The organism is Pseudomonas sp. S3E12 (assembly GCF_001702295.1).
GTDB lineage: Bacteria > Pseudomonadota > Gammaproteobacteria > Pseudomonadales > Pseudomonadaceae > Aquipseudomonas > Aquipseudomonas marginalis.
In genome coordinates this window covers 34,821-58,308 of record NZ_MBDT01000009.1, presented here as the reverse complement: position 1 = coordinate 58,308, position 23,488 = coordinate 34,821, and the positions used below count along the sequence as shown (strand labels likewise).

The 23,488-nt window shown below is 57.6% G+C and carries 20 protein-coding genes; 12 read left to right on the top strand and 8 right to left on the bottom strand.

What is annotated here, in order from left to right:
- On the bottom strand, window positions 1-699 hold the full coding sequence (gene ubiG / locus BB029_RS11865) for a bifunctional 2-polyprenyl-6-hydroxyphenol methylase/3-demethylubiquinol 3-O-methyltransferase UbiG (protein WP_003172645.1): 699 nt from the start codon (window positions 697-699) through the stop codon (window positions 1-3).
- Window positions 700-763: 64 nt separating this feature from the next.
- A complete protein-coding gene (locus tag BB029_RS11860) occupies window positions 764-2,095 on the bottom strand; it encodes a TRZ/ATZ family hydrolase (RefSeq protein ID WP_065928118.1) in 1,332 nt (443 codons plus the stop codon).
- 109 nt (window positions 2,096-2,204) lie between these two features.
- Between BB029_RS11860 and mtnA the strand changes: the two genes are divergently transcribed.
- The 12 genes from mtnA (at window position 2,205) to BB029_RS11800 (ending at window position 17,175) form a co-directional block, all read left to right on the top strand.
- Window positions 2,205-3,275: an S-methyl-5-thioribose-1-phosphate isomerase gene (mtnA, locus tag BB029_RS11855; protein ID WP_065939297.1), complete on the top strand. Its 1,071-nt coding sequence runs from the start codon at window positions 2,205-2,207 to the stop codon at window positions 3,273-3,275.
- A 422-nt stretch (window positions 3,276-3,697) separates the two neighbouring features.
- The gene (gene gyrA / locus BB029_RS11850; protein ID WP_065939296.1) at window positions 3,698-6,352 is read left to right on the top strand and encodes a DNA gyrase subunit A; all 2,655 of its coding nucleotides are present in this window, start codon (window positions 3,698-3,700) and stop codon (window positions 6,350-6,352) included.
- Between the two features lie 212 nt (window positions 6,353-6,564).
- The gene (serC, locus tag BB029_RS11845) at window positions 6,565-7,650 is read left to right on the top strand and encodes a 3-phosphoserine/phosphohydroxythreonine transaminase (protein ID WP_065939348.1); all 1,086 of its coding nucleotides are present in this window, start codon (window positions 6,565-6,567) and stop codon (window positions 7,648-7,650) included.
- The gene (gene pheA / locus BB029_RS11840; RefSeq protein WP_003172650.1) at window positions 7,650-8,744 is read left to right on the top strand and encodes a prephenate dehydratase; all 1,095 of its coding nucleotides are present in this window, start codon (window positions 7,650-7,652) and stop codon (window positions 8,742-8,744) included. Before serC ends, pheA begins: the two co-directional genes overlap by 1 nt.
- A gap of 9 nt (window positions 8,745-8,753) precedes the next feature.
- The gene (gene hisC / locus BB029_RS11835; RefSeq protein ID WP_065939295.1) at window positions 8,754-9,866 is read left to right on the top strand and encodes a histidinol-phosphate transaminase; all 1,113 of its coding nucleotides are present in this window, start codon (window positions 8,754-8,756) and stop codon (window positions 9,864-9,866) included.
- A 28-nt stretch (window positions 9,867-9,894) separates the two neighbouring features.
- A complete protein-coding gene (locus BB029_RS11830) occupies window positions 9,895-12,105 on the top strand; it encodes a bifunctional prephenate dehydrogenase/3-phosphoshikimate 1-carboxyvinyltransferase (RefSeq protein ID WP_065939347.1) in 2,211 nt (736 codons plus the stop codon).
- Window positions 12,102-12,791: a (d)CMP kinase gene (gene cmk / locus BB029_RS11825; RefSeq protein WP_003172653.1), complete on the top strand. Its 690-nt coding sequence runs from the start codon at window positions 12,102-12,104 to the stop codon at window positions 12,789-12,791. Before BB029_RS11830 ends, cmk begins: the two co-directional genes overlap by 4 nt.
- Window positions 12,792-12,911: 120 nt before the next feature.
- A complete protein-coding gene (gene rpsA / locus BB029_RS11820; protein ID WP_027604177.1) occupies window positions 12,912-14,597 on the top strand; it encodes a 30S ribosomal protein S1 in 1,686 nt (561 codons plus the stop codon).
- Window positions 14,598-14,724: 127 nt separating this feature from the next.
- A complete protein-coding gene (locus BB029_RS11815; protein WP_065939294.1) occupies window positions 14,725-16,041 on the top strand; it encodes a putative sugar O-methyltransferase in 1,317 nt (438 codons plus the stop codon).
- A 163-nt stretch (window positions 16,042-16,204) separates the two neighbouring features.
- A complete protein-coding gene (locus BB029_RS11810) occupies window positions 16,205-16,489 on the top strand; it encodes a hypothetical protein (RefSeq protein WP_065939293.1) in 285 nt (94 codons plus the stop codon).
- A gap of 132 nt (window positions 16,490-16,621) precedes the next feature.
- Window positions 16,622-16,918 (top strand): integration host factor subunit beta, encoded by a 297-nt coding sequence (ihfB, locus tag BB029_RS11805; protein WP_017848846.1) that lies wholly within the window; start codon window positions 16,622-16,624, stop codon window positions 16,916-16,918.
- A 23-nt stretch (window positions 16,919-16,941) separates the two neighbouring features.
- Entirely contained in the window at window positions 16,942-17,175 is a 234-nt protein-coding gene (locus BB029_RS11800) for a lipopolysaccharide assembly protein LapA domain-containing protein (RefSeq protein WP_065939292.1), read from the top strand.
- 110 nt (window positions 17,176-17,285) lie between these two features.
- Here BB029_RS11800 and BB029_RS11795 read toward each other — a convergent pair whose 3' ends face one another.
- From BB029_RS11795 to BB029_RS31975, 6 genes are all read right to left on the bottom strand, one after another.
- A complete protein-coding gene (locus BB029_RS11795) occupies window positions 17,286-18,053 on the bottom strand; it encodes a glycosyltransferase family 2 protein (RefSeq protein WP_065939291.1) in 768 nt (255 codons plus the stop codon).
- Between the two features lie 9 nt (window positions 18,054-18,062).
- Window positions 18,063-19,472, bottom strand: coding sequence for a mannose-1-phosphate guanylyltransferase/mannose-6-phosphate isomerase (locus BB029_RS11790; protein WP_065939290.1), 1,410 nt, complete (start codon window positions 19,470-19,472; stop codon window positions 18,063-18,065).
- The gene (locus BB029_RS11785; RefSeq protein WP_065939289.1) at window positions 19,473-20,597 is read right to left on the bottom strand and encodes a glycosyl transferase family 1; all 1,125 of its coding nucleotides are present in this window, start codon (window positions 20,595-20,597) and stop codon (window positions 19,473-19,475) included.
- Window positions 20,598-20,603: 6 nt separating this feature from the next.
- Window positions 20,604-21,758 carry a glycosyltransferase family 4 protein gene (locus BB029_RS11780; RefSeq protein ID WP_065939288.1) on the bottom strand — a complete coding sequence of 385 codons (1,155 nt, stop codon included), beginning with the start codon at window positions 21,756-21,758 and terminating at the stop codon, window positions 20,604-20,606.
- Window positions 21,755-22,717: a glycosyltransferase gene (locus BB029_RS11775; protein ID WP_168166805.1), complete on the bottom strand. Its 963-nt coding sequence runs from the start codon at window positions 22,715-22,717 to the stop codon at window positions 21,755-21,757. Before BB029_RS11775 ends, BB029_RS11780 begins: the two co-directional genes overlap by 4 nt.
- 218 nt (window positions 22,718-22,935) lie before the next feature.
- Window positions 22,936-23,331, bottom strand: coding sequence for a DapH/DapD/GlmU-related protein (locus tag BB029_RS31975; RefSeq protein ID WP_256558210.1), 396 nt, complete (start codon window positions 23,329-23,331; stop codon window positions 22,936-22,938).
- Window positions 23,332-23,488: the final 157 nt, after the last annotated feature.

Genomic DNA, 23,488 nt, shown 5'->3' with positions numbered 1-23,488 from the left:
TTACTCCTCGCGCAGGGTCTGGATCATGTAGTTGACGTCAACGTCGCTGGCCAGTTTGTAGTGCTTGGTCAGCGGGTTGTAGGTCAGGCCGATGATGTCCTTGACGGTCAGCCCGGCCTGGCGGCTCCACGCACCCAGTTCGGAAGGGCGGATGAATTTCTTGAAATCGTGGGTGCCGCGCGGCAGCAGCTTCATGATGTATTCGGCGCCGATGATCGCGAACAGGTAGGCCTTGGGGTTGCGGTTGATGGTGGAGAAGAACACCTGGCCGCCCGGCTTGACCATGCGGAAGCAGGCACGGATCACCGACGATGGGTCTGGTACGTGCTCCAGCATTTCCAGGCAAGTGACCACGTCGAACTGCTCAGGCATTTCCTCGGCCAGGGCTTCGGCGGTGATCTGGCGATATTCCACGCTCACGCCGGATTCCAGCTGATGCAACTGGGCTACGGCCAGCGGCGCTTCGCCCATGTCGATCCCCATCACGGTGGCGCCGCGCTGGGCCATGGCTTCGCTGAGGATGCCGCCGCCGCAACCGACGTCCAGCACCTTCTTGCCGGCCAGGTTGACGCGTTCGTCAATCCAGTTGACCCGTAGCGGGTTGATGTCGTGCAGGGGTTTGAACTCGCTTTCGCGGTCCCACCAGCGGTGGGCCAGGGCTTCAAACTTGGCGATTTCGGCGTGGTCGACGTTGCTCATGGTGAATCCTCTAAATCTGATAAATCGGTTTGTCGGTCCTGAACACGCAGGTTCAGAGCCAGCGTTATTCGGTGTGCCCGCTGATGCGTTTTCCCCAGGCAATGGCCGTGGCGGTCAACTGTTGTTCATCCATGCGGGTGAGTTGCCGGTCGTCGAGCAACTGCTTGCCGGCGACCCAAAGGTGTTTCACGCAATCGCGTCCGGTGGCATATATAAGCTGTGAGACCGGATCGTAGATCGGTTGTTGCGCCAGCCCCGTCAGATCGAAGGCGACCATATCCGCCGCCTTGCCCACTTCCAGGGAGCCGATTTCGCTCTCCAGACCCATGGCACGCGCACCGTTGAGCGTAGCCATGCGCAGCGCGCGGTGGGCGTCCAGGGCGGTGGCCGAACCCGCGACGGCCTTGGCCAGCATCGCGGCGGTACGGGTTTCACCCAGCAGGTCCAGGTCGTTGTTACTGGCGGCGCCATCGGTGCCGATGGCCACATTGACGCCCGCCTGCCATAGACGCTCCACCGGGCAGAAGCCACTGGCCAGTTTCAGGTTCGATTCCGGGCAATGGATCACGCTGGTGTTGCTTTCTACCAGCAAAGCCAGGTCGTCCTCGCTGATTTGGGTCATATGAACGGCCTGGAAGCGCGGACCCAGCAAGCCCAGGCGTCCCAGGCGCGCCAACGGCCGCTCGCCGGTCTGTTCGACGGCCTGTTGTACCTCGAAAGCGGTTTCATGCACATGCATATGGATCGCGGCGTCCAGCTCTTCGGCGATGACCCGGATCTTTTCCAGGTTGGCATCGCACACGGTGTAGGGCGCGTGGGGGCCGAAGGTGATCTTGATGCGCGGATGGTGCTTGAGGTCGCCGAACAGTTCGATGCCCTGGCGGATCGCCTCATCGGCGGTGCCGGCACCGGGAATCGGGAAGTCGAGGATCGGAATCGCGATCTGCGCACGCATGCCGCTGTTGTGCACGCAATCGCTGGCGACCTTGGGGTAGAAGTACATGTCCGAGAAGCAGGTGATGCCGCCCTTGAGCTGCTCGGCAATGGCCAGGTCGGTGCCGTCACGCACGAAGGCCTCGTCGACCCACTTGGCTTCGGCGGGCCAGATGTGTTTTTCCAGCCAGGTCATCAGGGGCAGGTCATCGGCCAGGCCGCGAAACAGGCTCATCGCCGCATGCCCGTGGGCGTTGATCAGGCCCGGACTGAGCAACATGCCCGGCAGTTCGCGCACTTCAGCGGCCGACAGTTTCAACGCCGCAGCCCGTGGACCGATAAAGGCAATACGCCCATTGCGGATGCCCACGCCATGGTCCTTGAGCACCACACCGGCGGGTTCGACAGGTACCAGCCAGGTTGGCAGTAGCAATAAGTCGAGCGGGGCAGCAGTGGAGGTCATCGCAGGCTTCTTCCCGGGCAGCTATAAAAGAAGCGCGAAGTATACCCGAGCGTCCTGGCTGGCGGATCGCTATAATCGGCGGCTTTTGTTGATGAGTATGGGGTGATGGATGCGCGATCGACTGTTGGCAGCGGAGAAAGTGAAGCCCATCGATTGGCGTGATGGCACGCTGCACCTGCTCGATCAACGCGCCCTGCCGTCCCAGGAATGCTGGGTGGCCTGCTCCACGGTCGATGCAGTGGCTGCGGCCATTCGCGCCATGGTGGTGCGTGGCGCATCGGCGATCGGCATCAGCGCGGCCTATGGCCTGGTGCTCGCCGCTCGCGAGCGCATCGCCGGGGGCGGTGACTGGCAGGCCGCCTGGGAAGAGGACTACGCGCTATTGGCCGATACCCGTCCGACCGCCTCGAACCTGTTCTGGGCGCTCAAGCGCATGCGCGATCGCCTGGATCGCGTCAAGAAGCACGCCGATCCGCTGGCGGTGCTGGAGGCCGAAGCGATCGCTATCCATGAAAGCGACCGGGAAGCCAACCTCGTCATGGCCCAGTTGGGCGTTGAGCGGATTCGCAAGCATCAGGGCAACGCCCAGGCGATCTTGACCCATGGCAACGCCGGCGCATTGGCAACCGGCGGTGTCGGCACGGCCCTCGGGGTGATTCGCGCGGCCTTCCTGGAAGGCTTGGTCGAGCACGTCTACGCCAATGAAACCCGCCCATGGCTGCAAGGCTCGCGGCTGACCGCCTGGGAGCTGGCGGGCGAGGGGATCCCGGTCACCGTGAATGCCGACTCGGCCGGTGCGCATCTCCTCAAGACCAAGGGCATCACCTGGGTGATCGTCGGCGCCGATTGCATTGCCGCCAATGGCGATGTGATCAGCAAGATCGGCACCTATCAATTGGCGGTGTGCGCCATGCACCACGGCGTGCGTTTCATGGTGGTGGCGCCGAGTTCGAGCCTGGACTTGATGATGGCCACTGGTGACGATGTGGCCCTGGAGGAGCGCGATCCCGGTGAGCTGCTGGAGGTCATGGGGCAGCGTTTGGAGGTTAATGCGTTTAATCCGGTATTTGATGTGACTCCGGCCGACCTGATCGATGTGATCGTGACTGAGAAGGGCGTGGTTGAGCGGCCGGATACGGCGAAATTGGCCAAGCTGATGTGCCGTAAGCGGCTGCATTGAGGGCTGTGGTGTCTGTGAAATGGCCATCGGGGGCAAGCCCCCTGCCGCATTTTGACTGTTCACAATTAAAGTGTGGGAGGGGGCTTGCCCCCGATTGGCCCTGAAAGTCAATAAAACCCTCGGATCCGCCCTCAAAAAAAAGCACCACCCCATCTCTGAGCCCCTCTCGTCCTCCTCAAGCCTGTCATCCGTCAAATTACTAGTCTCCATGCGCATCAGGGGGATAGGTGCGTGGCGGCGATTGTGATAACATCCGGCGGTTTCCAGGGCCGCCCCCAGGGGTTGCCCATAACGTGCAGATCCGTGTCATAACTCGTTGATTTGTCGTAAGTCGTTGTCAGGCAGTGTGCCGGCGACGGCGAGCTTCGTTCGTCCCATATGGATGCGACGAGGTTTCACCCGAAAAAGGAATCAGGCTTCTCATGGGCGAACTGGCCAAAGAAATCCTCCCGGTCAATATCGAAGACGAGCTGAAACAGTCCTACCTCGACTACGCGATGAGCGTAATTGTCGGTCGGGCACTGCCTGATGCGCGCGATGGCTTGAAGCCCGTGCACCGGCGTGTGCTGTTCGCAATGAGCGAGCTGGGTAACGACTGGAACAAGCCGTACAAGAAATCTGCCCGTGTTGTCGGTGACGTGATCGGTAAGTATCACCCTCACGGCGACACTGCGGTGTACGACACCATCGTTCGGATGGCCCAGCCGTTTTCCCTGCGCTACCTGCTGGTAGACGGCCAGGGCAACTTCGGTTCGGTCGACGGCGACAACGCCGCGGCCATGCGATACACCGAAGTGCGCATGACCAAGCTGGCGCACGAGCTGCTGGCCGACCTGCATAAAGAAACCGTGGACTGGGTGCCGAACTACGACGGCACCGAAATGATCCCGGCGGTCATGCCGACCAAGATTCCCAACCTGCTGGTCAATGGTTCCAGCGGTATCGCCGTGGGCATGGCCACCAACATCCCGCCGCACAACCTCGGTGAAGTCATCGACGGTTGCCTGGCCCTCATCGACAACCCTGAGCTGACCGTCGATGAGCTGATGCAATACATCCCGGGCCCGGACTTCCCGACCGCCGCGATCATCAACGGTCGCGCCGGCATCATCGAAGCCTACCGCACCGGTCGCGGGCGCATTTACATGCGCGCCCGCTCGATCATCGAGGACATCGACAAGGTCGGTGGCCGCCAGCAGATCGTCATCACCGAGCTCCCGTACCAGCTGAACAAAGCGCGTCTGATCGAGAAGATCGCCGAGCTGGTTAAAGAGAAGAAGCTCGAAGGCATCACCGAACTGCGCGACGAATCCGACAAAGACGGTATGCGCGTGGTGATCGAGCTGCGTCGTGGCGAAGTGCCTGAGGTGATCCTCAACAACCTCTACGCCCAGACCCAGCTGCAAAGCGTGTTTGGTATCAACGTGGTCGCACTGATCGACGGCCGCCCACGCATCCTGAACCTCAAGGACCTGCTGGAAGCCTTCGTACGTCACCGTCGCGAAGTGGTTACCCGCCGTACCGTATTCGAGCTGCGCAAGGCCCGCGAGCGCGGCCATATCCTGGAAGGCCAGGCTGTAGCGCTGTCGAACATCGACCCGGTCATCGCCCTGATCAAGGCTTCGCCGACGCCGTCGGAAGCCAAGGAAGCGCTGATCAAGATGCCATGGGAATCCAGCGCCGTCGTGGCGATGGTTGAACGTGCCGGTGCCGACTCGTGCCGCCCGGAGACCCTGGACCCGCAATACGGCCTGCGTGATGGCAAGTACTTCCTGTCGCCGGAACAGGCCCAGGCCATCCTGGAACTGCGCCTGCACCGCCTGACCGGTCTGGAACACGAGAAGCTGCTGGCCGAGTACCAGGAGATCCTCAACCAGATCGGCGAGCTGATCCGCATCCTCAACAGCGCCGTGCGCCTGATGGAAGTGATCCGCGAAGAGCTGGAAGTGATCCGCGCCGAATACGGCGACGTGCGCCGCACCGAAATCCTCGATGCTCGCCTCGACCTGACCCTGGGTGACATGATCCCGGAAGAAGAGCGCGTGGTGACCATCTCCCACGGTGGCTATGCCAAGACCCAGCCATTGGCTGCTTACCAGGCCCAGCGTCGTGGCGGTAAAGGTAAATCGGCTACCGGCGTGAAGGATGAGGACTACATCGCTCACCTGCTGGTCGCCAACAGCCACACCACGCTGTTGCTGTTCTCCAGCAAGGGCAAGGTGTACTGGCTCAAGACCTACGAAATCCCGGAAGCCTCCCGTGCTGCCCGTGGTCGTCCGTTGGTCAACCTGCTGCCGCTGGACAGTGATGAATACATCACCACCATGCTGCCGGTCGATGAATACACCGAAGGTCACTTCATCTTCATGGCCACCGCCAAAGGCACCGTGAAGAAGACCCCGCTGGAATCCTTCAGCCGCCAGCGCAGTGTGGGCCTGATCGCCCTGGAGCTGGACGAAGGCGACGTACTGATCAGCGCAGCCATTACCGATGGCGAGCGTGAGGTCATGCTGTTCTCCGACGGCGGCAAGGTCACCCGCTTCAAGGAATCCGACGTTCGCGCCATGGGCCGTACAGCCCGCGGTGTGCGCGGCATGCGCCTGCCGGAAGGGCAGAAGCTGATTTCGATGCTGATCCCGGAAGAAGGCAGCCAGATCCTCACCGCTTCCGAGCGTGGTTATGGCAAGCGCACCGCCATCAGCGAGTTCCCGGAGTACAAGCGTGGCGGCCAGGGCGTTATCGCCATGGTCAGCAACGACCGCAACGGCCGTCTGGTCGGCGCGGTCCAGGTGCTCGATGGCGAGGAAATCATGCTGATTTCCGACCAGGGTACCCTGGTGCGTACCCGTGTGGCTGAAGTGTCGAGCCTGGGCCGTAACACCCAGGGCGTGACCTTGATCAAGCTGGCCAAGGACGAAAAACTGGTCGGCCTGGAGCGTGTCCAGGAACCATCGGAAGTCGAAGGCGAAGAGCTGGAAGGTGAGGAGTTCGAAGGCGAGGTGATCGCAACCGGCGATGACAACGTCGACGAGCCAACCCTCGATGCTGCCGCAGACGAAGAAGAACCGCAGGAATAAGCGGACACACAGGGGGCGGATGAAGATTCGCCCCCTTGTTGTTTGTCCCCTTTGAAAGAACAACGCCGCCCCCTGTAGGAGCGAGCTTGCTCGCGAAAATCGTCAACGATAACGCGAGCTGCCTGATGCGCCCTTGCGCTCTCGGGTTTTTCGCGAGCAAGCTCGCTCCTACCGTGTTTGATTTCAGTCCCACCAGATCAGAGAGATTGGATGTGAGCAAGAGAGCCTATAACTTCTGTGCCGGTCCCGCGGCGCTTCCTGAAGCAGTCCTGCAGCGTGCGCAGGGTGAACTCCTCGACTGGCATGGAAAAGGCCTCTCCGTGATGGAAATGAGCCATCGCAGCGATGAGTTCGTGTCCATTGCCACCAAGGCCGAGCAAGATCTGCGCGACTTGCTCGACATTCCATCCAACTACAAAGTGCTGTTCCTGCAAGGCGGTGCGAGCCAGCAGTTCGCCCAGATCCCGCTGAACCTGCTGCCGGAAGACGGCACGGCCGACTACATCGACACCGGTATCTGGGGGCAGAAGGCTATTGAAGAGGCCTCGCGCTACGGTCACGTCAACGTGGCCGGCACCGCCAAGCCCTACGACTACTTCGCCATTCCCGGTCAGAACGAATGGAAGCTGTCCAAGGACGCGGCCTACGTGCACTACGTCGCGAACGAAACCATTGGCGGCCTGGAGTTCGACTGGGTGCCGGAAGTCGGCGATGTTCCGCTGGTGTGCGACATGTCCTCGGACATCCTCTCGCGGCCTATCGATGTGTCGCGCTATGGCATGATCTACGCCGGTGCGCAGAAGAACATCGGCCCGAGCGGCATCCTGGTCAATATCGTCCGTGAGGACCTGCTGGGTCGCGCCCGCTCACTGTGCCCGACCATGCTCAACTACAAGGTCGCGGCCGACAACGGCTCGATGTACAACACTCCGCCGGCCTTCGCCTGGTACCTGTCGGGCCTGGTGTTCGAGTGGCTGAAGGAGCAGGGCGGCGTGGCGGCCATGGGCAAGCTCAACGAAGAGAAGAAGCGCACCCTGTACGACTTCATCGACGCCAGCGGCCTGTACAGCAACCCGATCAACCTGACCGATCGCTCGTGGATGAACGTGCCGTTCCGCCTGGCCGATGACCGCCTGGACAAGCCATTCCTGGCCGGTGCCGACGCCCGTGGCCTGCTGAACCTCAAGGGTCACCGTTCTGTGGGTGGCATGCGCGCCTCCATCTACAACGCTGTCGACATTCACGCGATCAACGCGCTGGTTGCCTACATGGCAGAGTTCGAAAAGGAACACGGCTAATGTCTGAACAAGAACTCAAGGCCCTGCGTGTACGCATTGACAGCCTGGACGAGAAAGTCCTGGAGCTGATCAGTGAGCGTGCGCGCTGCGCCCAGGAAGTGGCACGGGTGAAGATGGCGTCCCTGGCGGAGGGCGAAGTGCCGGTGTTCTACCGGCCGGAGCGTGAAGCCCAGGTGCTCAAGCGCGTCATGGAGCGTAACAAGGGCCCGCTGGGCAACGAAGAGATGGCGCGGTTGTTCCGTGAAATCATGTCGTCGTGCCTGGCGCTCGAGCAGCCGCTGAAAGTGGCCTACCTCGGCCCGGAAGGCACCTTCACCCAGGCGGCGGCCATGAAACACTTCGGCCACGCGGTGATCAGCAAGCCGATGGCGGCCATCGACGAGGTGTTCCGTGAAGTGGCGGCCGGCGCGGTGAACTTTGGCGTGGTACCGGTGGAAAACTCCACCGAGGGCGCGGTCAACCACACGCTGGACAGCTTCCTTGAGCACGACATGGTGATCTGCGGCGAAGTCGAGCTGCGCATCCACCACCATCTGCTGGTGGGTGAGAACACCAAGACCGACAGCATCAGCCGCATCTATTCCCACGCCCAGTCCCTGGCCCAGTGCCGCAAGTGGCTGGATGCGCATTATCCGAATGTCGAGCGCGTGGCGGTGTCCAGCAACGCCGAAGCGGCCAAGCGGGTCAAGGGTGAATGGAATTCGGCGGCGATCGCGGGCGATATGGCTGCTGGCCTGTATGGCCTGACGCGCCTGGCCGAGAAAATCGAGGATCGCCCGGACAACTCCACGCGCTTCCTGATGATCGGCAGCCAGGAAGTGCCGCCGACCGGCGACGACAAGACTTCGATCATCGTCTCCATGAGCAACAAGCCCGGCGCGCTGCATGAGCTGCTGGTGCCGTTCCACGATAACGGGATTGACCTGACGCGCATCGAGACACGTCCTTCGCGCAGCGGTAAATGGACTTACGTGTTCTTTATCGACTTCATCGGCCACCACCGCGATCCGCTGGTCAAGGGCGTGCTGGAGAAGATCAGTCAGGAAGCCGTGGCACTCAAGGTGCTGGGCTCTTACCCGAAAGCGGTTTTGTGAGGCTTTAACATGAGTGGCAACTTCCTCGCCCTGGCCCAGCCGGGCGTGCAACAACTGTCGCCTTACGTTCCGGGCAAGCCTGTGGACGAGCTGGCGCGTGAGTTGAACCTGGATCCCTCCAAGATCGTCAAGCTGGCGAGTAACGAGAATCCACTGGGCCCAAGCCCCAAGGTATTGGCGGCGATTCGCGAAGAATTGGCCGAGCTGACCCGTTACCCGGACGGCAATGGCTTCGCCCTCAAGTCCCTGCTGGCAGAAACATGCCGGGTCGAGCTGAACCAGGTCACCCTGGGCAACGGTTCCAATGACATCCTTGAGCTGGTTGGGCGTGCCTACCTGGCGCCGGGCCTGAACGCCGTGTTCAGCGAGCACGCGTTTGCGGTCTACCCGATCGTCACCCAGGCGGTCGGTGCCGACGCCCGCGTGATTCCCGCCAAGGACTGGGGCCACGACCTGCCGGCCATGCTGGCTGCCATCGATGCCCAGACCCGCGTTGTGTTTATCGCCAACCCGAACAACCCGACCGGCACCTGGTTCGATGCACAGGCGCTGAACGACTTCCTGCAGGACGTGCCTGAGCATGTGCTGGTGGTGTTGGACGAGGCCTATATCGAGTACGCCGAAGGCAGCGACCTGCCGAACGGCCTGGATTTCCTGGCAGCCTACCCGAACCTGCTGGTGTCGCGCACCTTCTCCAAGGCCTATGGCCTGGCGTCGCTGCGGGTTGGCTATGGTCTGTCGACTGCGGTGGTTGCCGATGTACTGAACCGCGTACGCCAGCCGTTCAACGTCAACAGCCTCGCCCTGGCGGCAGCCTGTGCGGCGGTGAAGGATGCCGAGTACCTGGAAGAAGGTCGCCGCATCAACGCAAGCGGCATGCTGCAGTTGCAGGATGGTTTCCGTGAGTTGGGCCTGGGCTGGATTCCCTCCAAGGGCAACTTCATCTGTGTCGACCTTGGTCAAGTGGCCGCCCCGGTATTCCAGGGGCTGCTGCGCGAAGGTGTGATCGTGCGGCCGGTGGCCAACTACGGCATGCCGAACCACCTGCGGATCACCATCGGCTTGCCGGCTGAAAACAGCCGCTTCCTGGAGGCGCTGGCCAAGGTCCTGGCTCGTGGTTGATGTCACTGCATTGCAACCTGCCGTGCCTATGATCGGTCGCCTGGTGGTGGTCGGCCTGGGCTTGATCGGTGGCTCCTTCGCCAAAGGCCTGCGCGAAAGCGGGCTGTGCGGCGAAGTGGTCGGTGTGGACCTTGACCCGCAATCGCGCAAGTTGGCGGTGGAGTTGGGCGTGGTGGATCGCTGCGAGGCGGACCTGGCGCTGGCGTGCCAGGGGGCTGACGTCATCCAGCTCGCTGTGCCGATCCTGGCCATGGAGAAACTGCTGGCGGTATTGGCCGGCATGGACCTGGGCCAGGCGATCCTGACGGACGTCGGCAGTGCCAAGGGCAATGTGGTGCGGGCGGCGCAGCAGGCCTTTGGCGGCATGCCGTCGCGCTTTGTGCCGGGCCATCCGATTGCCGGTTCCGAGCAGAGCGGAGTGGAAGCGTCCAATGCGCAGCTGTTCCGCCGTCATAAAGTGATCCTGACGCCGCTGGAGCAAACGGATCCGGCCGCGCTGGCGGTGGTGGATCGTCTCTGGCGTGAGCTGGGGGCGGATGTGGAACATATGCAGGTCGAGCGCCACGACGAAGTGCTGGCGGCGACCAGCCATTTGCCCCATCTGTTGGCATTCGGCCTGGTGGACTCCCTGGCCAAGCGTAACGAAAACCTCGAGATTTTCCGTTATGCCGCCGGTGGCTTCCGCGATTTCACGCGGATTGCCGGCAGCGATCCGGTGATGTGGCACGACATCTTTCTCGCCAATCGCGAAGCGGTGTTGCGCACCCTGGACACCTTCCGCAGTGACCTCGACGCCTTGCGCGACGCGGTCGATGCCGGGGATGGCCATCAATTATTGGGCGTGTTCACCCGTGCTCGGGTGGCGCGTGAGCATTTCAGCAAGATCCTGGCTCGCCGGGCCTATATGGAAACCGCTGTGAACGCCGATGACCTGACATTCCTCGCCAACCCGGGCGGCCGCTTGAGCGGGCGTATCCGGGTGCCGGGTGACAAGTCGATCTCCCATCGCTCGATCATGCTCGGCTCGTTGGCCGAGGGCGTGACGGAGGTGGAAGGGTTCCTTGAGGGTGAAGACGCCCTGGCGACCCTGCAGGCGTTTCGCGACATGGGCGTGGTGATTGAGGGGCCGCACCATGGGCGCGTGACCATTCATGGTGTGGGCTTGCACGGCCTGAAACCGGCGCCGGGGCCGATCTACCTGGGCAATTCCGGTACGTCCATGCGCCTGCTGTCCGGTTTGTTGGCGGCACAACGCTTTGACAGCGTGTTGACCGGCGATGCTTCCCTGTCCAAGCGTCCGATGAACCGCGTGGCCAAGCCATTGCGGGACATGGGGGCGGTGATCGAGACCGGGCCGGAAGGGCGTCCGCCGCTGACCATTCGTGGCGGCCAGGCGCTCAAAGGCATGAGCTATGCAATGCCGATGGCCAGTGCCCAGGTCAAATCGTGCCTGTTGCTGGCGGGGCTGTATGCCGAAGGTCAAACCGCAGTGACCGAGCCTGCGCCGACCCGTGACCATACCGAGCGTATGTTGCGCGGTTTTGGTTACCCGGTTGCGGTGGAAGGCGCAACCGCATCGGTGGAATCGGGCCATGTACTGACGGCTGCCCATATTGAAGTGCCGGGGGATATCTCCTCTTCGGCATTCTTCCTGGTGGCGGCTTCGATTGCCTCGGGCTCCGAGTTGTTGCTGGAGCATGTCGGCGTCAACCCGACCCGCACCGGCGTGATCGATATCCTGCGGTTGATGGGGGCCGATATCACCTTGGAAAACCCGCGCGAAGTGGGTGGCGAGCCTGTCGCTGACCTGCGGGTGCGGGCAGCTGTATTGAAGGGTATCGAGATTCCAAAAGCGCTGGTACCCCTGGCTATTGATGAATTCCCCGTGTTGTTCGTCGCGGCCGCCTGCGCTGAAGGCCGGACCATTTTGCGTGGCGCCGAAGAGTTGCGCGTGAAGGAGTCCGACCGTATCCAGGTCATGGCCGACGGTCTGCAGGTGTTGGGGGTGAAGTGTGAACCGACCGCCGATGGGATTATCATTGACGGTGGCGTGATGGGCGGTGGTGAAGTCCATGCCCATGGTGATCACCGGATTGCCATGGCCTTCAGCGTGGCTTCCCTGCGGGCGACCGCGCCGATTCGTATCCATGACTGCGCCAATGTTGCTACGTCTTTTCCGAACTTTCTTACACTGTGTGCCCAAGTCGGCATCCGTGTTGCCCAAGAGGCTCAATTGTGAATATCAAAGCACCGGTGATTACCATCGACGGGCCAAGCGGCTCGGGCAAAGGCACGATCGCCGGCATCCTGGCCAAGCGCCTGGGCTGGTGCCTGCTGGATTCCGGCGCACTGTACCGCCTGCTGGCGTTTGCCGCACGCAACCATGGCGTCGACCTGACCAACGAAGAATCCCTGAAGCTGCTGGCGGCGCACCTCGATGTGCAGTTCGTCGGCGCAACGGAAGGTCATCCCCAGCGCATCATCCTGGAAGGGGACGATGTGACCGATGATCTGCGTAACGAGCAGGTCGGCTCCTGGGCCTCCCAGGTTGCCGCGCTGCCGGCGGTGCGTGATGCGCTGTTGCAGCGTCAGCGGGCTTTCCAGGAGCCGCCGGGGCTGGTGGCCGATGGCCGCGACATGGGCACGGTGGTGTTTCCCGAGGCGCCGCTGAAGATTTTCCTGACCGCCAGCGCCGAGGAGCGGGCTCGCCGCCGCTACTTGCAGTTGAAGGGCAAAGTCGATGGTGTTAGTCTGTCGAGTCTGCTAGATGAGATCCGTGCACGCGATGAGCGTGATACCCAGCGCGCAGTAGCCCCGCTCAAGCCGGCGGCTGATGCCATACAGCTGGATTCCACGGAGTTGTCCATCGAGCAGGTGCTGGAACGCATCTTGAGTGAAATCGCCATTCGCGATATCGCCGGGTGATCAAGAAGGCCGCAGGGGACCAGTCATAGTCCTGCGGTGGCTTCTTTTAACTGAAACTGACCCACACCGTCTGGGGTGTGGAGATGGGCGTATTCTTCGCCCTTATCAACAGGAATTAAAATGAGCGAAAGCTTTGCGGAACTCTTTGAAGAAAGCCTAAAAACCCTGAACCTTCAGGCAGGCTCCATCATCACCGGTGTTATCGTTGATATCGATTACCAAGCTCGCTGGGTAACCGTTCACGCTGGTCTGAAGTCTGAAGCTCTGATCCCGCTGGAACAGTTCTACAACGATGCTGGTGATCTGACAATCAATGTCGGTGACGAAGTTCACGTTGCTCTGGACTCGGTTGAAGACGGTTTCGGTGAAACCAAGCTGTCCCGTGAAAAAGCCAAGCGCGCTGAATGCTGGATTGTTCTCGAAGCAGCCTTCGCAGCTGAAGAAGTGGTCAAGGGCGTTATCAACGGTAAGGTTAAAGGCGGCTTCACTGTCGACGTTAACGGCATCCGTGCGTTCCTGCCAGGTTCTTTGGTCGACGTTCGTCCTGTGCGCGACACCACGCACCTGGAAGGCAAGGAACTCGAATTCAAGGTCATCAAGCTCGACCAGAAGCGCAACAACGTTGTCGTTTCCCGTCGCAGCGTCCTGGAAGCAGAGAACTCCGCCGAGCGTGAAGCTCTGCTGGAATCCCTGCAGGAAGGCCAACAAGTCAAAGGTATCGTCAAGAACCTCACCGATTACGGCGCATTCGTCGATCTGGGTGGCGTCGATGGCCTGCTGCACATTACCGACATGGCTTGGAAGCGTATCAAGCATCCTTCCGAAATCGTCAATGTTGGCGACGAGATCGATGTCAAGGTTCTGAAATACGATCGCGAGCGCAACCGTGTTTCCCTGGGCCTGAAGCAACTGGGTGAAGATCCATGGGTCGCTATCAAAGCCCGTTACCCAGAAAGCACTCGCGTCACCGCACGTGTTACCAACCTGACCGACTACGGCTGCTTCGCTGAGCTGGAAGAAGGCGTTGAAGGCCTGGTACACGTTTCCGAAATGGACTGGACCAACAAGAACATCCACCCTTCGAAAGTCGTACAAGTCGGCGACGAAGTGGAAGTCATGGTCCTGGACATCGACGAAGAGCGTCGTCGTATCTCCCTGGGCATCAAGCAGTGCAAATCTAACCCATGGGAAGATTTCTCTGGCCAGTTCAACAAGGGCGATAAAATCTCCGGCACCATCAAGTCGATCACCGATTTCGGTATCTTCATTGGTCTGGACGGCGGCATCGACGGCCTGGTTCACCTGTCCGACATCTCCTGGAACGAAGTTGGCGAAGAAGCTGTTCGTCGTTTCAAGAAGGGCGACGAGCTGGACACCGTTATCCTGTCGGTTGACCCAGAGCGCGAGCGCATCTCCCTGGGTATCAAGCAACTGGAAAGCGATCCGTTCTCCGAGTACGTTCAAGAGAACGACAAAGGCGCAATCGTTAAAGGCACTGTGAAAGAAGTTGACGCCAAAGGCGCCATCATCGTTCTGGCCGACGATATCGAAGCGACTCTGAAAGCCTCCGAAATCAGCCGTGACCGCGTTGAAGATGCGCGCAACGTTCTGAAAGAAGGCCAGGAAGTAGAGGCCAAGATCATCAGCGTCGATCGCAAGAGCCGCGTGATCCAGCTCTCCATCAAGTCGAAAGACGAAGTGGAAGAGAAAGAAGCCATCCAGAGCCTGAAATCGGCTCCGGAAGCTGCAACAGGCGAGACCACCATGGCCTCCCTGCTGCGTGAAGCAATGGCTAAGCAGAACTAAGTTCTGTAAGGCTGTAAAAAAGGGCGACTTCGGTCGCCCTTTTCTATTCAAAAACATATGATTGCTTCTGATCGATCGTCTTCTCCTAATCTAAGTTCTGGGCTCTTACTGCAAGGACCGCTCTGATATGCGTATTTTAGGCAGTGTTTTTCGCCGCGCTTTTAAGTTTTTAGCAAAAAAACCTGAAACATTATTCAAGATTCAGCAGGGCTGGCTTAAATTTGGGTATGCATACCTGGATTTGACTGCTGCCTCTTGGGTTATTCGTCGGCCTGAGTGGCTGATGGTAAAGTCTCAAGCGAAAGTTACTAAACTTGAACCGGAGTTACCTGCTGAGACTCATCCTAATACTGATATTGCTGTGCGAATAATTAAAAGGTATCAGGCGCTAAACGCCGTAGCAGGAAGTTTTCAGGAATTGATACCCGAAAAATCGATGTGGGGTGTTTTACGGCTTGAGCACTATCGCGAGTTGTGCCAGTTGGTAGAGTCTGGGGATGTCGAGTTGCTCGCGCGGCGTTACACCAAAATATTTCGCACAGATGCAGTAAACGGATATTCGTATGGCACAACTTTTAACTCCGAACCTTTCCGCTGGGCCTATCTTCCCATCGGTATAGAACTATCAGTTGTAACGCTTGCCGAGCACATAGGTATACTCCGGGCTGAAACTCATGAGCAAGGGAAAATCGCTTATTGGCGATTGGTCTTTACCGAAGAGCAGTTGATGGACCGGATTGAAGAGCATTTTGGATTCAGAGTTGAGGCTCCTAGATTCGGCGATCCAAGAGGTATCATGTTTGGGGGACGTTTTCTTTCTCGAGAAACGTGCTCTCACCTTTATACTGCTCTTCGTATGCGTGAGATTATCGATCGTCAAGGCGTGGTTGAGCCGCTCAGGATCGTCGAAATCGGCGGTGGCTATGGTGGTACCTGCTATTGGTTGAGAAAACTCATGGGTACCCGAATTGCCAGGTATGCAATCGTCGACTTGCCAGAAGTCAGCCTCGTTCAATCCTACTTCCTCGGTTCTGCCGTGGCTGAGTCTCTGGTGCTTGATGGGGAGTCGATCAGTGGCGTTGCATCTCCGATTCAGCTAGTGCCGCATTTTGAACTTGAAAAGATCGACTTTCAGCCGAACATATTGATCAATCAAGACTCAATGCCAGAAATGCCGGAGTCTGAAGTGGATCGCTACTTGAGTTGGGGCTCCAGAAATCTGAAGGGGCTTTTCATTAGCTTCAATCAGGAAGCATATTCACCATGGGCCGGCACTCTTCAGGTTCATGTGCCAACAATGGCGGCCAGGTACCCTCATTACCGCAGAGTTTCTCGAGAAACGTCTTGGGATCGGCGTGGTTATGTAGAAGAGACCTACGTCGTGAATGATTTGGGTATGCATCGAGTGTTAGGGGTGGCAGCGGTGGATGCGAGTGATTTTTGAGAACAAAAATCCTCCGGATACCCAGAAAGGAAGAGATGCAGCCATCAGTGCTTGAGATCCATTGAATCAACCACCGAGAACGAAGGTGTGCAGTTCAGTGTCATAACTGACTGTAGTCCTCATAAAAATTGGTTCCCGTATTGTTGGTTCAATAAGGATCTGGATGAACAGGCTTATCGTAGTATTCGCCGTGGTAATCCTCGCAGGCTGCTCCGCCACCAGTGCCAAGACCCACGCCAGGCGCGGCGTCAGCGGTATTGAGGTGGACTGCTCGGGACTCGGCAACAGCTGGGAGAAGTGCGAGAAGCGCGCTGCCCGCGAATGCAAGATGCACGGCTACAAGGTGATCACCAAGTCCAGCGATGCCGAGGATGAAGAGGGTGATTACCTGTTCGGCTGGAACCCCGCCGGGGCCCTAACGCGCACCATGCTGGTGATCTGCAATTGAGGGCGGAAAGTCCCTGCAACTGCTAACCATCTATCCTGCAGATAAGTTGTCAGGTGGGCTGTTCAAATCCATCAAGTCATGCTAAAACCTTCGAAGCGCTTTTCCTAGCTGCTTGAAAAAGAAGGGAAAAATATGACGAAGTCGGAGTTGATCGAACGAATTGTCACCCATCAAGGGCTGCTTTCATCAAAGGATGTGGAGCTGGCCATCAAGACCATGCTTGAACAAATGTCCCAGTGCCTTGCGACCGGCGATCGGATTGAAATTCGCGGGTTTGGTAGTTTTTCGCTGCACTACCGTGCTCCGCGGGTTGGACGCAATCCTAAGACCGGGCAGTCGGTAAGTTTGGATGGGAAGTTTGTGCCTCACTTTAAGCCAGGCAAAGAGCTGCGCGATAGAGTGAACGAAGACGAAGAAGAAAACGTCTGATCGGTTTTGGGTAGGAGAAGGTTATGCGTGGGGTTAAGCGCGTTTCACTGGTGTTGGTCATTCTGGCATTGGTTTTGGTGACTTTGGCGTTTGTGCTGGAAAATCAGCAGGGCGTTACGTTGTCGTTTCTGGGCTGGAACACTGCGCAGCTCCCTGTGGCAGTGTTTATTACGCTTGCACTGATCGCAGGAATGCTCATTAGTCCATTACTTGGAGCAATGATCAGGCTGGCTGGGCGCCGTAAGCCAATTCTATAGATTGCAGCGCCTCCGATCTCTTAATTCCCCATCCAAATAAAGCAACTGACCTGGCTGGTAGAGCAAGCGCTACCGATCGTTATGCAGTCACGTTTAGTTGTTGTGCCGAATCATGATGCATCTTTGGGCCGCTTGCGTAATTCGTAGAGTTTGAACGGGAGCTTGAGTACTAGCATGAGTATGTTGGTGTAGACACCATTCGTTCGACACGCCTTAACGATCTCCAGGTTCAGCTTTAAGCTACTCCTTAGCCCATCTGTACTGGCGCCTCCCGATCGCATGCGTACCAACACCTTATCAAGGTACGAATACTTGAGTCGGTGCACCATAAATAGTCGCACAAAAAACTCATAATCAGCAGAAATTCTGTACTTTAAGGAGTACAGGCCCACAGTGTCGTAGGCCATTTTTCGAATGAATGTCGCCGGATGAGGAGGCATCCACCCGAAGCGTAGCTTCCATGGGGCGAACCGGTTCCCACGATAAAAGCGTGTCACGTTACGCAAGTCAGCAGGGTTAACAAAAACGACGTCGCCAAATACGGCATCACTTTCAGGGCAATGCTCAAACGCTTTCACCACAGAAGAGAGGCTGGTGGTGCTCTCATAGAAGTCATCGGAGTTTAGAATTCCAATCACTGCACCTGTTGCTAAGGCGACGCCCTTATTCATCGCATCGTAGAGGCCCTTGTCCGGTTCGCTGACAAACCGGTTGATACGCGCTCCGTACGATTCCACAATGGCCTGTGTCCCATCTTTCGAGCCTCCATCCACAATGATGTATTCAATGTCGGTATGGTCTTGCGATAGAACTGACTCAATCGTGTCGCGAATGGTACTTGCGCTGTTAAAGCAGACTGTAATAATTGATAACTTCAAATCAACCCCTTAAGTACGCCCATACAAGTCTTCGAAGCGTACGATATCGTCTTCACCCAAATAGGATCCGGACTGTACTTCAATCAATTCCAGTGGGATTACTCCTGGATTCTCCAAGGTGTGGACCTGGCCGATAGGGATGTACGTCGACTGGTTTTCGGTGACCAGATAATTTTTTTCACCATTGGTAACCCGGGCGGTACCACTCACGACGATCCAGTGTTCGGCTCGGTGATGGTGCATCTGCAATGACAGTTTCGCACCAGGGTTAACGGTTATTCGCTTCACTTGGTAGCGGCTGCCATTATCAATCGAGTCATACATGCCCCAGGGCCGATAGACTTCACGATGGTCCAGCGACTCGCGACGGCCTTCCATTTTCAATCGATCAACGATTTTCTTTACGTTTTGTACTTGGCTTTTATGGGCTACGAGCACTGCGTCCTTGGTTTCCACTATCACCAGATCCTCAACACCCACGGTGCTCACCAGGCGACTATGGGAGTGCACAAACGTATTGCTGGTCTGTTCGACCAAGACGTCACCGTGGCATACATTACCTTGTACATCCTTGTCGCCGACTTCCCATAGTGCGGCCCATGAGCCTATATCGCTCCAGCCAGCATCGAGTGGTACGACTACGGCATCAGCGGTTTTTTCCATCACCGCATAGTCTATCGACTCGGCGGGACAGTCTGAGAAAGCCTCTTTACCGACACGGGTGAAGTGCATGTCTTGAGCGCCCGCCGCGATCGCATTGCGACAGGCGTCGAGAATGTCTGGACGGAATTTTCCTAACTCTTCCAGGTAGCGGCCCGCGCGGAACATGAACATGCCACTGTTCCAAAGGTACTTTCCGCTGGCCAAGTAGGCGAGGGCCGTATCTTCATCAGGTTTTTCGACAAACCGGGCAACTTCAAATCCGCCGTCTTTGAAGTCCTCACCCTTTTCGATATAGCCATAACCGGTTTCCGGCTGGGTCGCGACAATACCAAAGGTGACCAGCTTGCCAGCAAGTGCCATGGGAAGCGCTTTGTGGATAGACTCCTGGAAGGCGGTTACATTCTGGATCAGGTGATCAGCTGCCAGTACCAGCAGGAGTGGGTCCTGCTCATCGACGCACGCTTGCAGGGCGGCCAGCGCCACGGCGGGGGCGGTATTGCGGCCCACCGGCTCCAGCAGGATGTTGGCACTTTCCAGGCCCAGTTGTCGAAGTTGTTCGGCAGCCAGAAATCGATGTTCTTCATTACAAATCAAGCGCGGTACAGCGATGTCAAGCCCGTTCAGGCGCTTGATCGTGGCTTGTAACATGGAAAACTCGCTGTCAGCCAGGCAGAGAAACTGCTTGGGGTTGAGCTGACGCGAAAGCGGCCAGAGGCGTGATCCAGAACCGCCGGCCATAATTACCGGAATCAACATTTAATCTTCCCTTGCATTCAATTCGTTGGTCGCACCAGCAGCTGGCTGAGCGGCGATATCCAGCATGGTTTTCGCGACGGTCTCCCAATCCTTGGGGATCGCTTTCAACTGTTCGCCCCAGTCGGGCCAATAGCCGCCGGCGAGCCTTTCATGTAGTTCGTTTACGGCGATTCTCAGCGAGTCGGTACTACCCACATCAAAGTATATCGCTTGGTCCCCGCATAGAACTCGAGCATAAGGTAGGTCCGGACAAATGATCGGCAAACCTACAAACATGGCTTCAACAAGCGGAAATCCGTAACTCTCGTCTGTAGAGAGAAAAAGCATCGCATCCATCTCACGATAGGCATCCAGCATCTCTTGAGACGAAAGAATGCCTCGGCATTGCAGCCATGGAAGATCGGGAGCAGGATTGCTTTCTTCGTCGAGGGTCAGGTCCAAGCTCGCAATCGGCCATTGTGTCATATCGCTATTATTAATAGCTGCCAACAATTTGTGATTTTTGTGAGGATAGCCAGCTGCGGGGTAGACCAGTCGTAAAAGTTCGCTTGCGGTTGCGACGCGGCCTGTACGTCGAATTCCGGAGTTCAATAACCAGGCGGGAACTGGCTGCGGCACAACTTGTACGCGCGACTGCAATGAAGGGTATGACTTGATCAGCGCGTCACGCATGAGTGTGGTTTGAACAATGTACGTTTGTGCATATTTCAGGTTTGAGCGGAATACATATCTAAGCAGTGCCAGCTTAAGGCTGGCTCTATCCCATGCGCGCTTTGATGGGCGCAACAGGTGAGAATTTTGAACAAAGACTGTTTGCCGTGTAGTGCAACGAATGGGCAGGTCTCCCATGACCAATAAAGGTACTTCTCCACTGAAGCGCTGGCCCAAGTAAAGGCATTCCATCAAGCGCGAAAGGGCGTTAGGTATTTGGCGTCGATAGATCGTTACTTTTATAGACTGATCAGCACTTCGGTAGGATGAAAGCTCACCTTTGTCGGGTAGGTAAACTTCAACAACATGTACGGATTTGTTTTGCTCCAGGGCCGGCAGCAATGACTTGAGTAGCTGCACGGCACCCAGGCCAGCAATGTTGGTCAGGTGGAGGCGGATAGAGTTTGAGGTCATGGGCTGTTATTCCGAATACCACGGAGAGACAACGCTGGTCTTGTCCTCAGGTTTTGCACGAAGCACCGCCAGCATGTATCTTGCGGCAACCTCAGGCTGGATGGCTGCGGCAGCAGTTTGCGCCGCAGTACGCATAGCTAACAGGTGCGCTGGCTCGGAAGATAGTCTATTGAGGAGAGACTCAAGTGCATTCGGATCCGCCGAGTCGTAGACCGCACCGGCACCAAATTTCTCGATCAATACGCTTGCACCGACTTGGTCACTGCAAACTACCGGAACTCCGGCGCACAATGCTTCATTAACCACCACCCCCCAACCGTCATAACGACTGGGCAGAACAAGCAGATCATACGTAGCGACAGTTTTTTGCGTGCTGCCGAACGGTAGAGGCCCGCGGAAACGAACGTTGTCGCTGTCAGTATCAAATGGCGCAGAGTCGCCAGGCCCATAAACATCTAATGTCATTGACGTTTTTGAGCGAGTGACAGCTTCTATCAGTAGATCTAGGCCTTTGCGGACAATCAGTGCGCCGACAAAAATAATCCTTAAAGAGTCGCGAGGCTCCTGTCTTGCTGAAGGGAGTCGCGAGTGGCTATCGACGGTGGGGACAAAGTAGCCGAATGGAAAAAGCTTGGCGTTGTCTACGCCAGAGTCTGAAAATTGCGAGATCGCTTTAGAAGAAATAGAAAACACACCGGACATGCGTCGCTTGAGTAGCGTCATATAAAGTCTGTAAAGAATAGGGCGCAACATCGCCTTGAGTCTTTGGTGCGTTAACTTGCCATCGCTGAAGTAACCTTCGGCAATCGGTGAGTAGGGTTCAGAAACGATATAGAACTCGACACGAAATACCATCGCCAACAGCAGGCAATAAAGCATCGTTGAATTCTGAAAAGCGCTACCGAATAAATGTGTATCACCTCGGTGTTCTCGCATTTTGTTGTAGCAATACAGCAGTCCCCCTTTCCCTGGAATAAGCCTGCGCTCTATTGACGCTACCTGGGTATCTTTCCAACCCTGGGCGCGGCGGGTCTCATCCTCCAGCGTCATTACGTAGGCCAGAACAGGTGTTTGAGCCTGTTGAGACAGTGCTTCATACGTAAATGCCTGATGGTCCGTCAGTACGGGCTGCCAGGTAATAAACAATGGCTGTTTTGTCATGGCCACTCACCAAATATAAAGCCACATACTGCCTGGCCGGCCAGATTTGGAGCGCATTGCGCAATGACAGCTTGCTGACCTTGCCGGGCGCAAGCCAGTATTTCTTCAGGTTCCTCGACAACTCTCTGGAGCAGGCTTGCCAACTCCTGCGGGGCGCTACTTGTCAGATACAAGGCGCCTGAGCCCATCACCGCCCTTACATCGCTGATATCCGTACTCACGACCAGCAGACCTGCTTCTGCAAACTCAATGACCTTGGAGGGAAAGGTCGTGTCAGCCAAAGGTCCGCCCGCCGGTTTCAGCGCTAGCCCAACAGTGCATCGGTTGAGTACTTCTGCGTACTGAGCATCCGTGGTGCGTCCATATACTATCACTTTTGGTATTCCGTCTTCATTTGCCAGCGCCTGCAGGGTGTTGAGCGATTCGCCTTTCCCGGTCACTTCAAACTGCAAGTTATGCAGCCAATTGCAGGATTTCTGGCGAAGCAGGCGGATTGTTGCAGCCAGCAGATCTGCACCGGTATCCGTATTGAGTGTTCCAGCCATCAAGACCGAAAGGGGCGCTGTGTTTGGCTTGACGTCAAATACCTTTGTAGAGGTCGCTCCGTAGTAACAATGCACAGGACGAATGCTGGTCATATTTGCCAATGCGCTGCATGCGAGCAAAGCCCCATCTGGGCACAGCCGGTCATATATCCAGGTTATTGAATGGCCCAACAATGCTTTCAGCGAGCCGCTGTTTTGCCCCGCGACCTCTCCGTCCTCAAGGTCCAGGAAACGCTTGTAGCCAGTAATGGATGCTGTGAACAGCAAAGGCAAGTAGGCACTCATGCGATTGTAAAAAATCACCGCTTTTTTCGGTCGGGATGAAAGACGAAGCAGCGCCCCTATTAAAAAGAACAGTGAGAGAAACTGAGAAAAAAAACGAACATGTGAAAAGGGCGCGTACACAACCGGCACGCCCCCCACACGCCTGACTGTGCGGGGGAAATAGCTGAAAGACCCGTTGGCGCGTCCTCGCCCCAGGCTCAGGATGCAGGGGCGCGCACCCGCTTCGCGTAGCGCCTGGCACAACATGAGGACCTTGCGAGAGGCTGCCGGGCTATCGCTGACAATTCCCCTTTCGAGGCGAGTTTTGTCGTCCAGCGCATTACACACTACCAGGACTAGTGGCCGCGTCATGGAAGTTGTCTCTTCACGACTGCCGGTACGCCAGCGACCAGCGTATGGGCGGGAACATCACGAGTGACTACGGCACCCGAAGCAACTACGGCACCATCGCCAATGCTAACGCCGGCCAGGATGACACTTTTGGCTCCAATCCAGCAGCCGTCCCCGACCACGATAGAGCGCGCGGTTCCTTTGCCCGCACGTCGCTCCTGCGAGCCAAACTCGTGGCTGCCAACGATGAATTCAATACCTGGTCCCAAGTCACAGCGACAGCCGATCCGGATATCTGCCTCTTGATGGGTATGAAAGACCACTCCGGGGCTGAGCCAGGTGCCTTCACCGATGATCAAGCGCCCTCGGCCGTAGATCCATCCGCGCCCGCAAAACTTGACGTCCGGCTGCATCTCTATACCCGCTGCGCGCAGAAGAGCCGATCTGGCAGCAAACAACCGGGAGGGTGGGAGGAGCGACAGAATAATGTTGATTAGGTGTCTGATCATAAGTACCGACTAAGCCTCAACCGGGAACGCCCCGGCGGGGTGAGGTTGCTTCCTGCAGCGT

Coding starts and splice junctions, on each gene's coding strand:
- BB029_RS31975 (WP_256558210.1), bottom strand. CDS start 23,331: ATGCAGCCGGACGTCAAGTTTTGCGGGCGCGGATGGATCTACGGCCGA.
- BB029_RS11830 (WP_065939347.1), top strand. CDS start 9,895: ATGATCGGTCGCCTGGTGGTGGTCGGCCTGGGCTTGATCGGTGGCTCC.
- rpsA (WP_027604177.1), top strand. CDS start 12,912: ATGAGCGAAAGCTTTGCGGAACTCTTTGAAGAAAGCCTAAAAACCCTG.
- BB029_RS11785 (WP_065939289.1), bottom strand. CDS start 20,597: ATGACCTCAAACTCTATCCGCCTCCACCTGACCAACATTGCTGGCCTG.
- ubiG (WP_003172645.1), bottom strand. CDS start 699: ATGAGCAACGTCGACCACGCCGAAATCGCCAAGTTTGAAGCCCTGGCC.
- gyrA (WP_065939296.1), top strand. CDS start 3,698: ATGGGCGAACTGGCCAAAGAAATCCTCCCGGTCAATATCGAAGACGAG.
- BB029_RS11800 (WP_065939292.1), top strand. CDS start 16,942: ATGCGTGGGGTTAAGCGCGTTTCACTGGTGTTGGTCATTCTGGCATTG.
- ihfB (WP_017848846.1), top strand. CDS start 16,622: ATGACGAAGTCGGAGTTGATCGAACGAATTGTCACCCATCAAGGGCTG.
- pheA (WP_003172650.1), top strand. CDS start 7,650: ATGTCTGAACAAGAACTCAAGGCCCTGCGTGTACGCATTGACAGCCTG.
- BB029_RS11815 (WP_065939294.1), top strand. CDS start 14,725: ATGCGTATTTTAGGCAGTGTTTTTCGCCGCGCTTTTAAGTTTTTAGCA.
- hisC (WP_065939295.1), top strand. CDS start 8,754: ATGAGTGGCAACTTCCTCGCCCTGGCCCAGCCGGGCGTGCAACAACTG.
- BB029_RS11780 (WP_065939288.1), bottom strand. CDS start 21,758: ATGACAAAACAGCCATTGTTTATTACCTGGCAGCCCGTACTGACGGAC.
- BB029_RS11860 (WP_065928118.1), bottom strand. CDS start 2,095: ATGACCTCCACTGCTGCCCCGCTCGACTTATTGCTACTGCCAACCTGG.
- BB029_RS11790 (WP_065939290.1), bottom strand. CDS start 19,472: ATGTTGATTCCGGTAATTATGGCCGGCGGTTCTGGATCACGCCTCTGG.
- mtnA (WP_065939297.1), top strand. CDS start 2,205: ATGCGCGATCGACTGTTGGCAGCGGAGAAAGTGAAGCCCATCGATTGG.
- BB029_RS11810 (WP_065939293.1), top strand. CDS start 16,205: ATGAACAGGCTTATCGTAGTATTCGCCGTGGTAATCCTCGCAGGCTGC.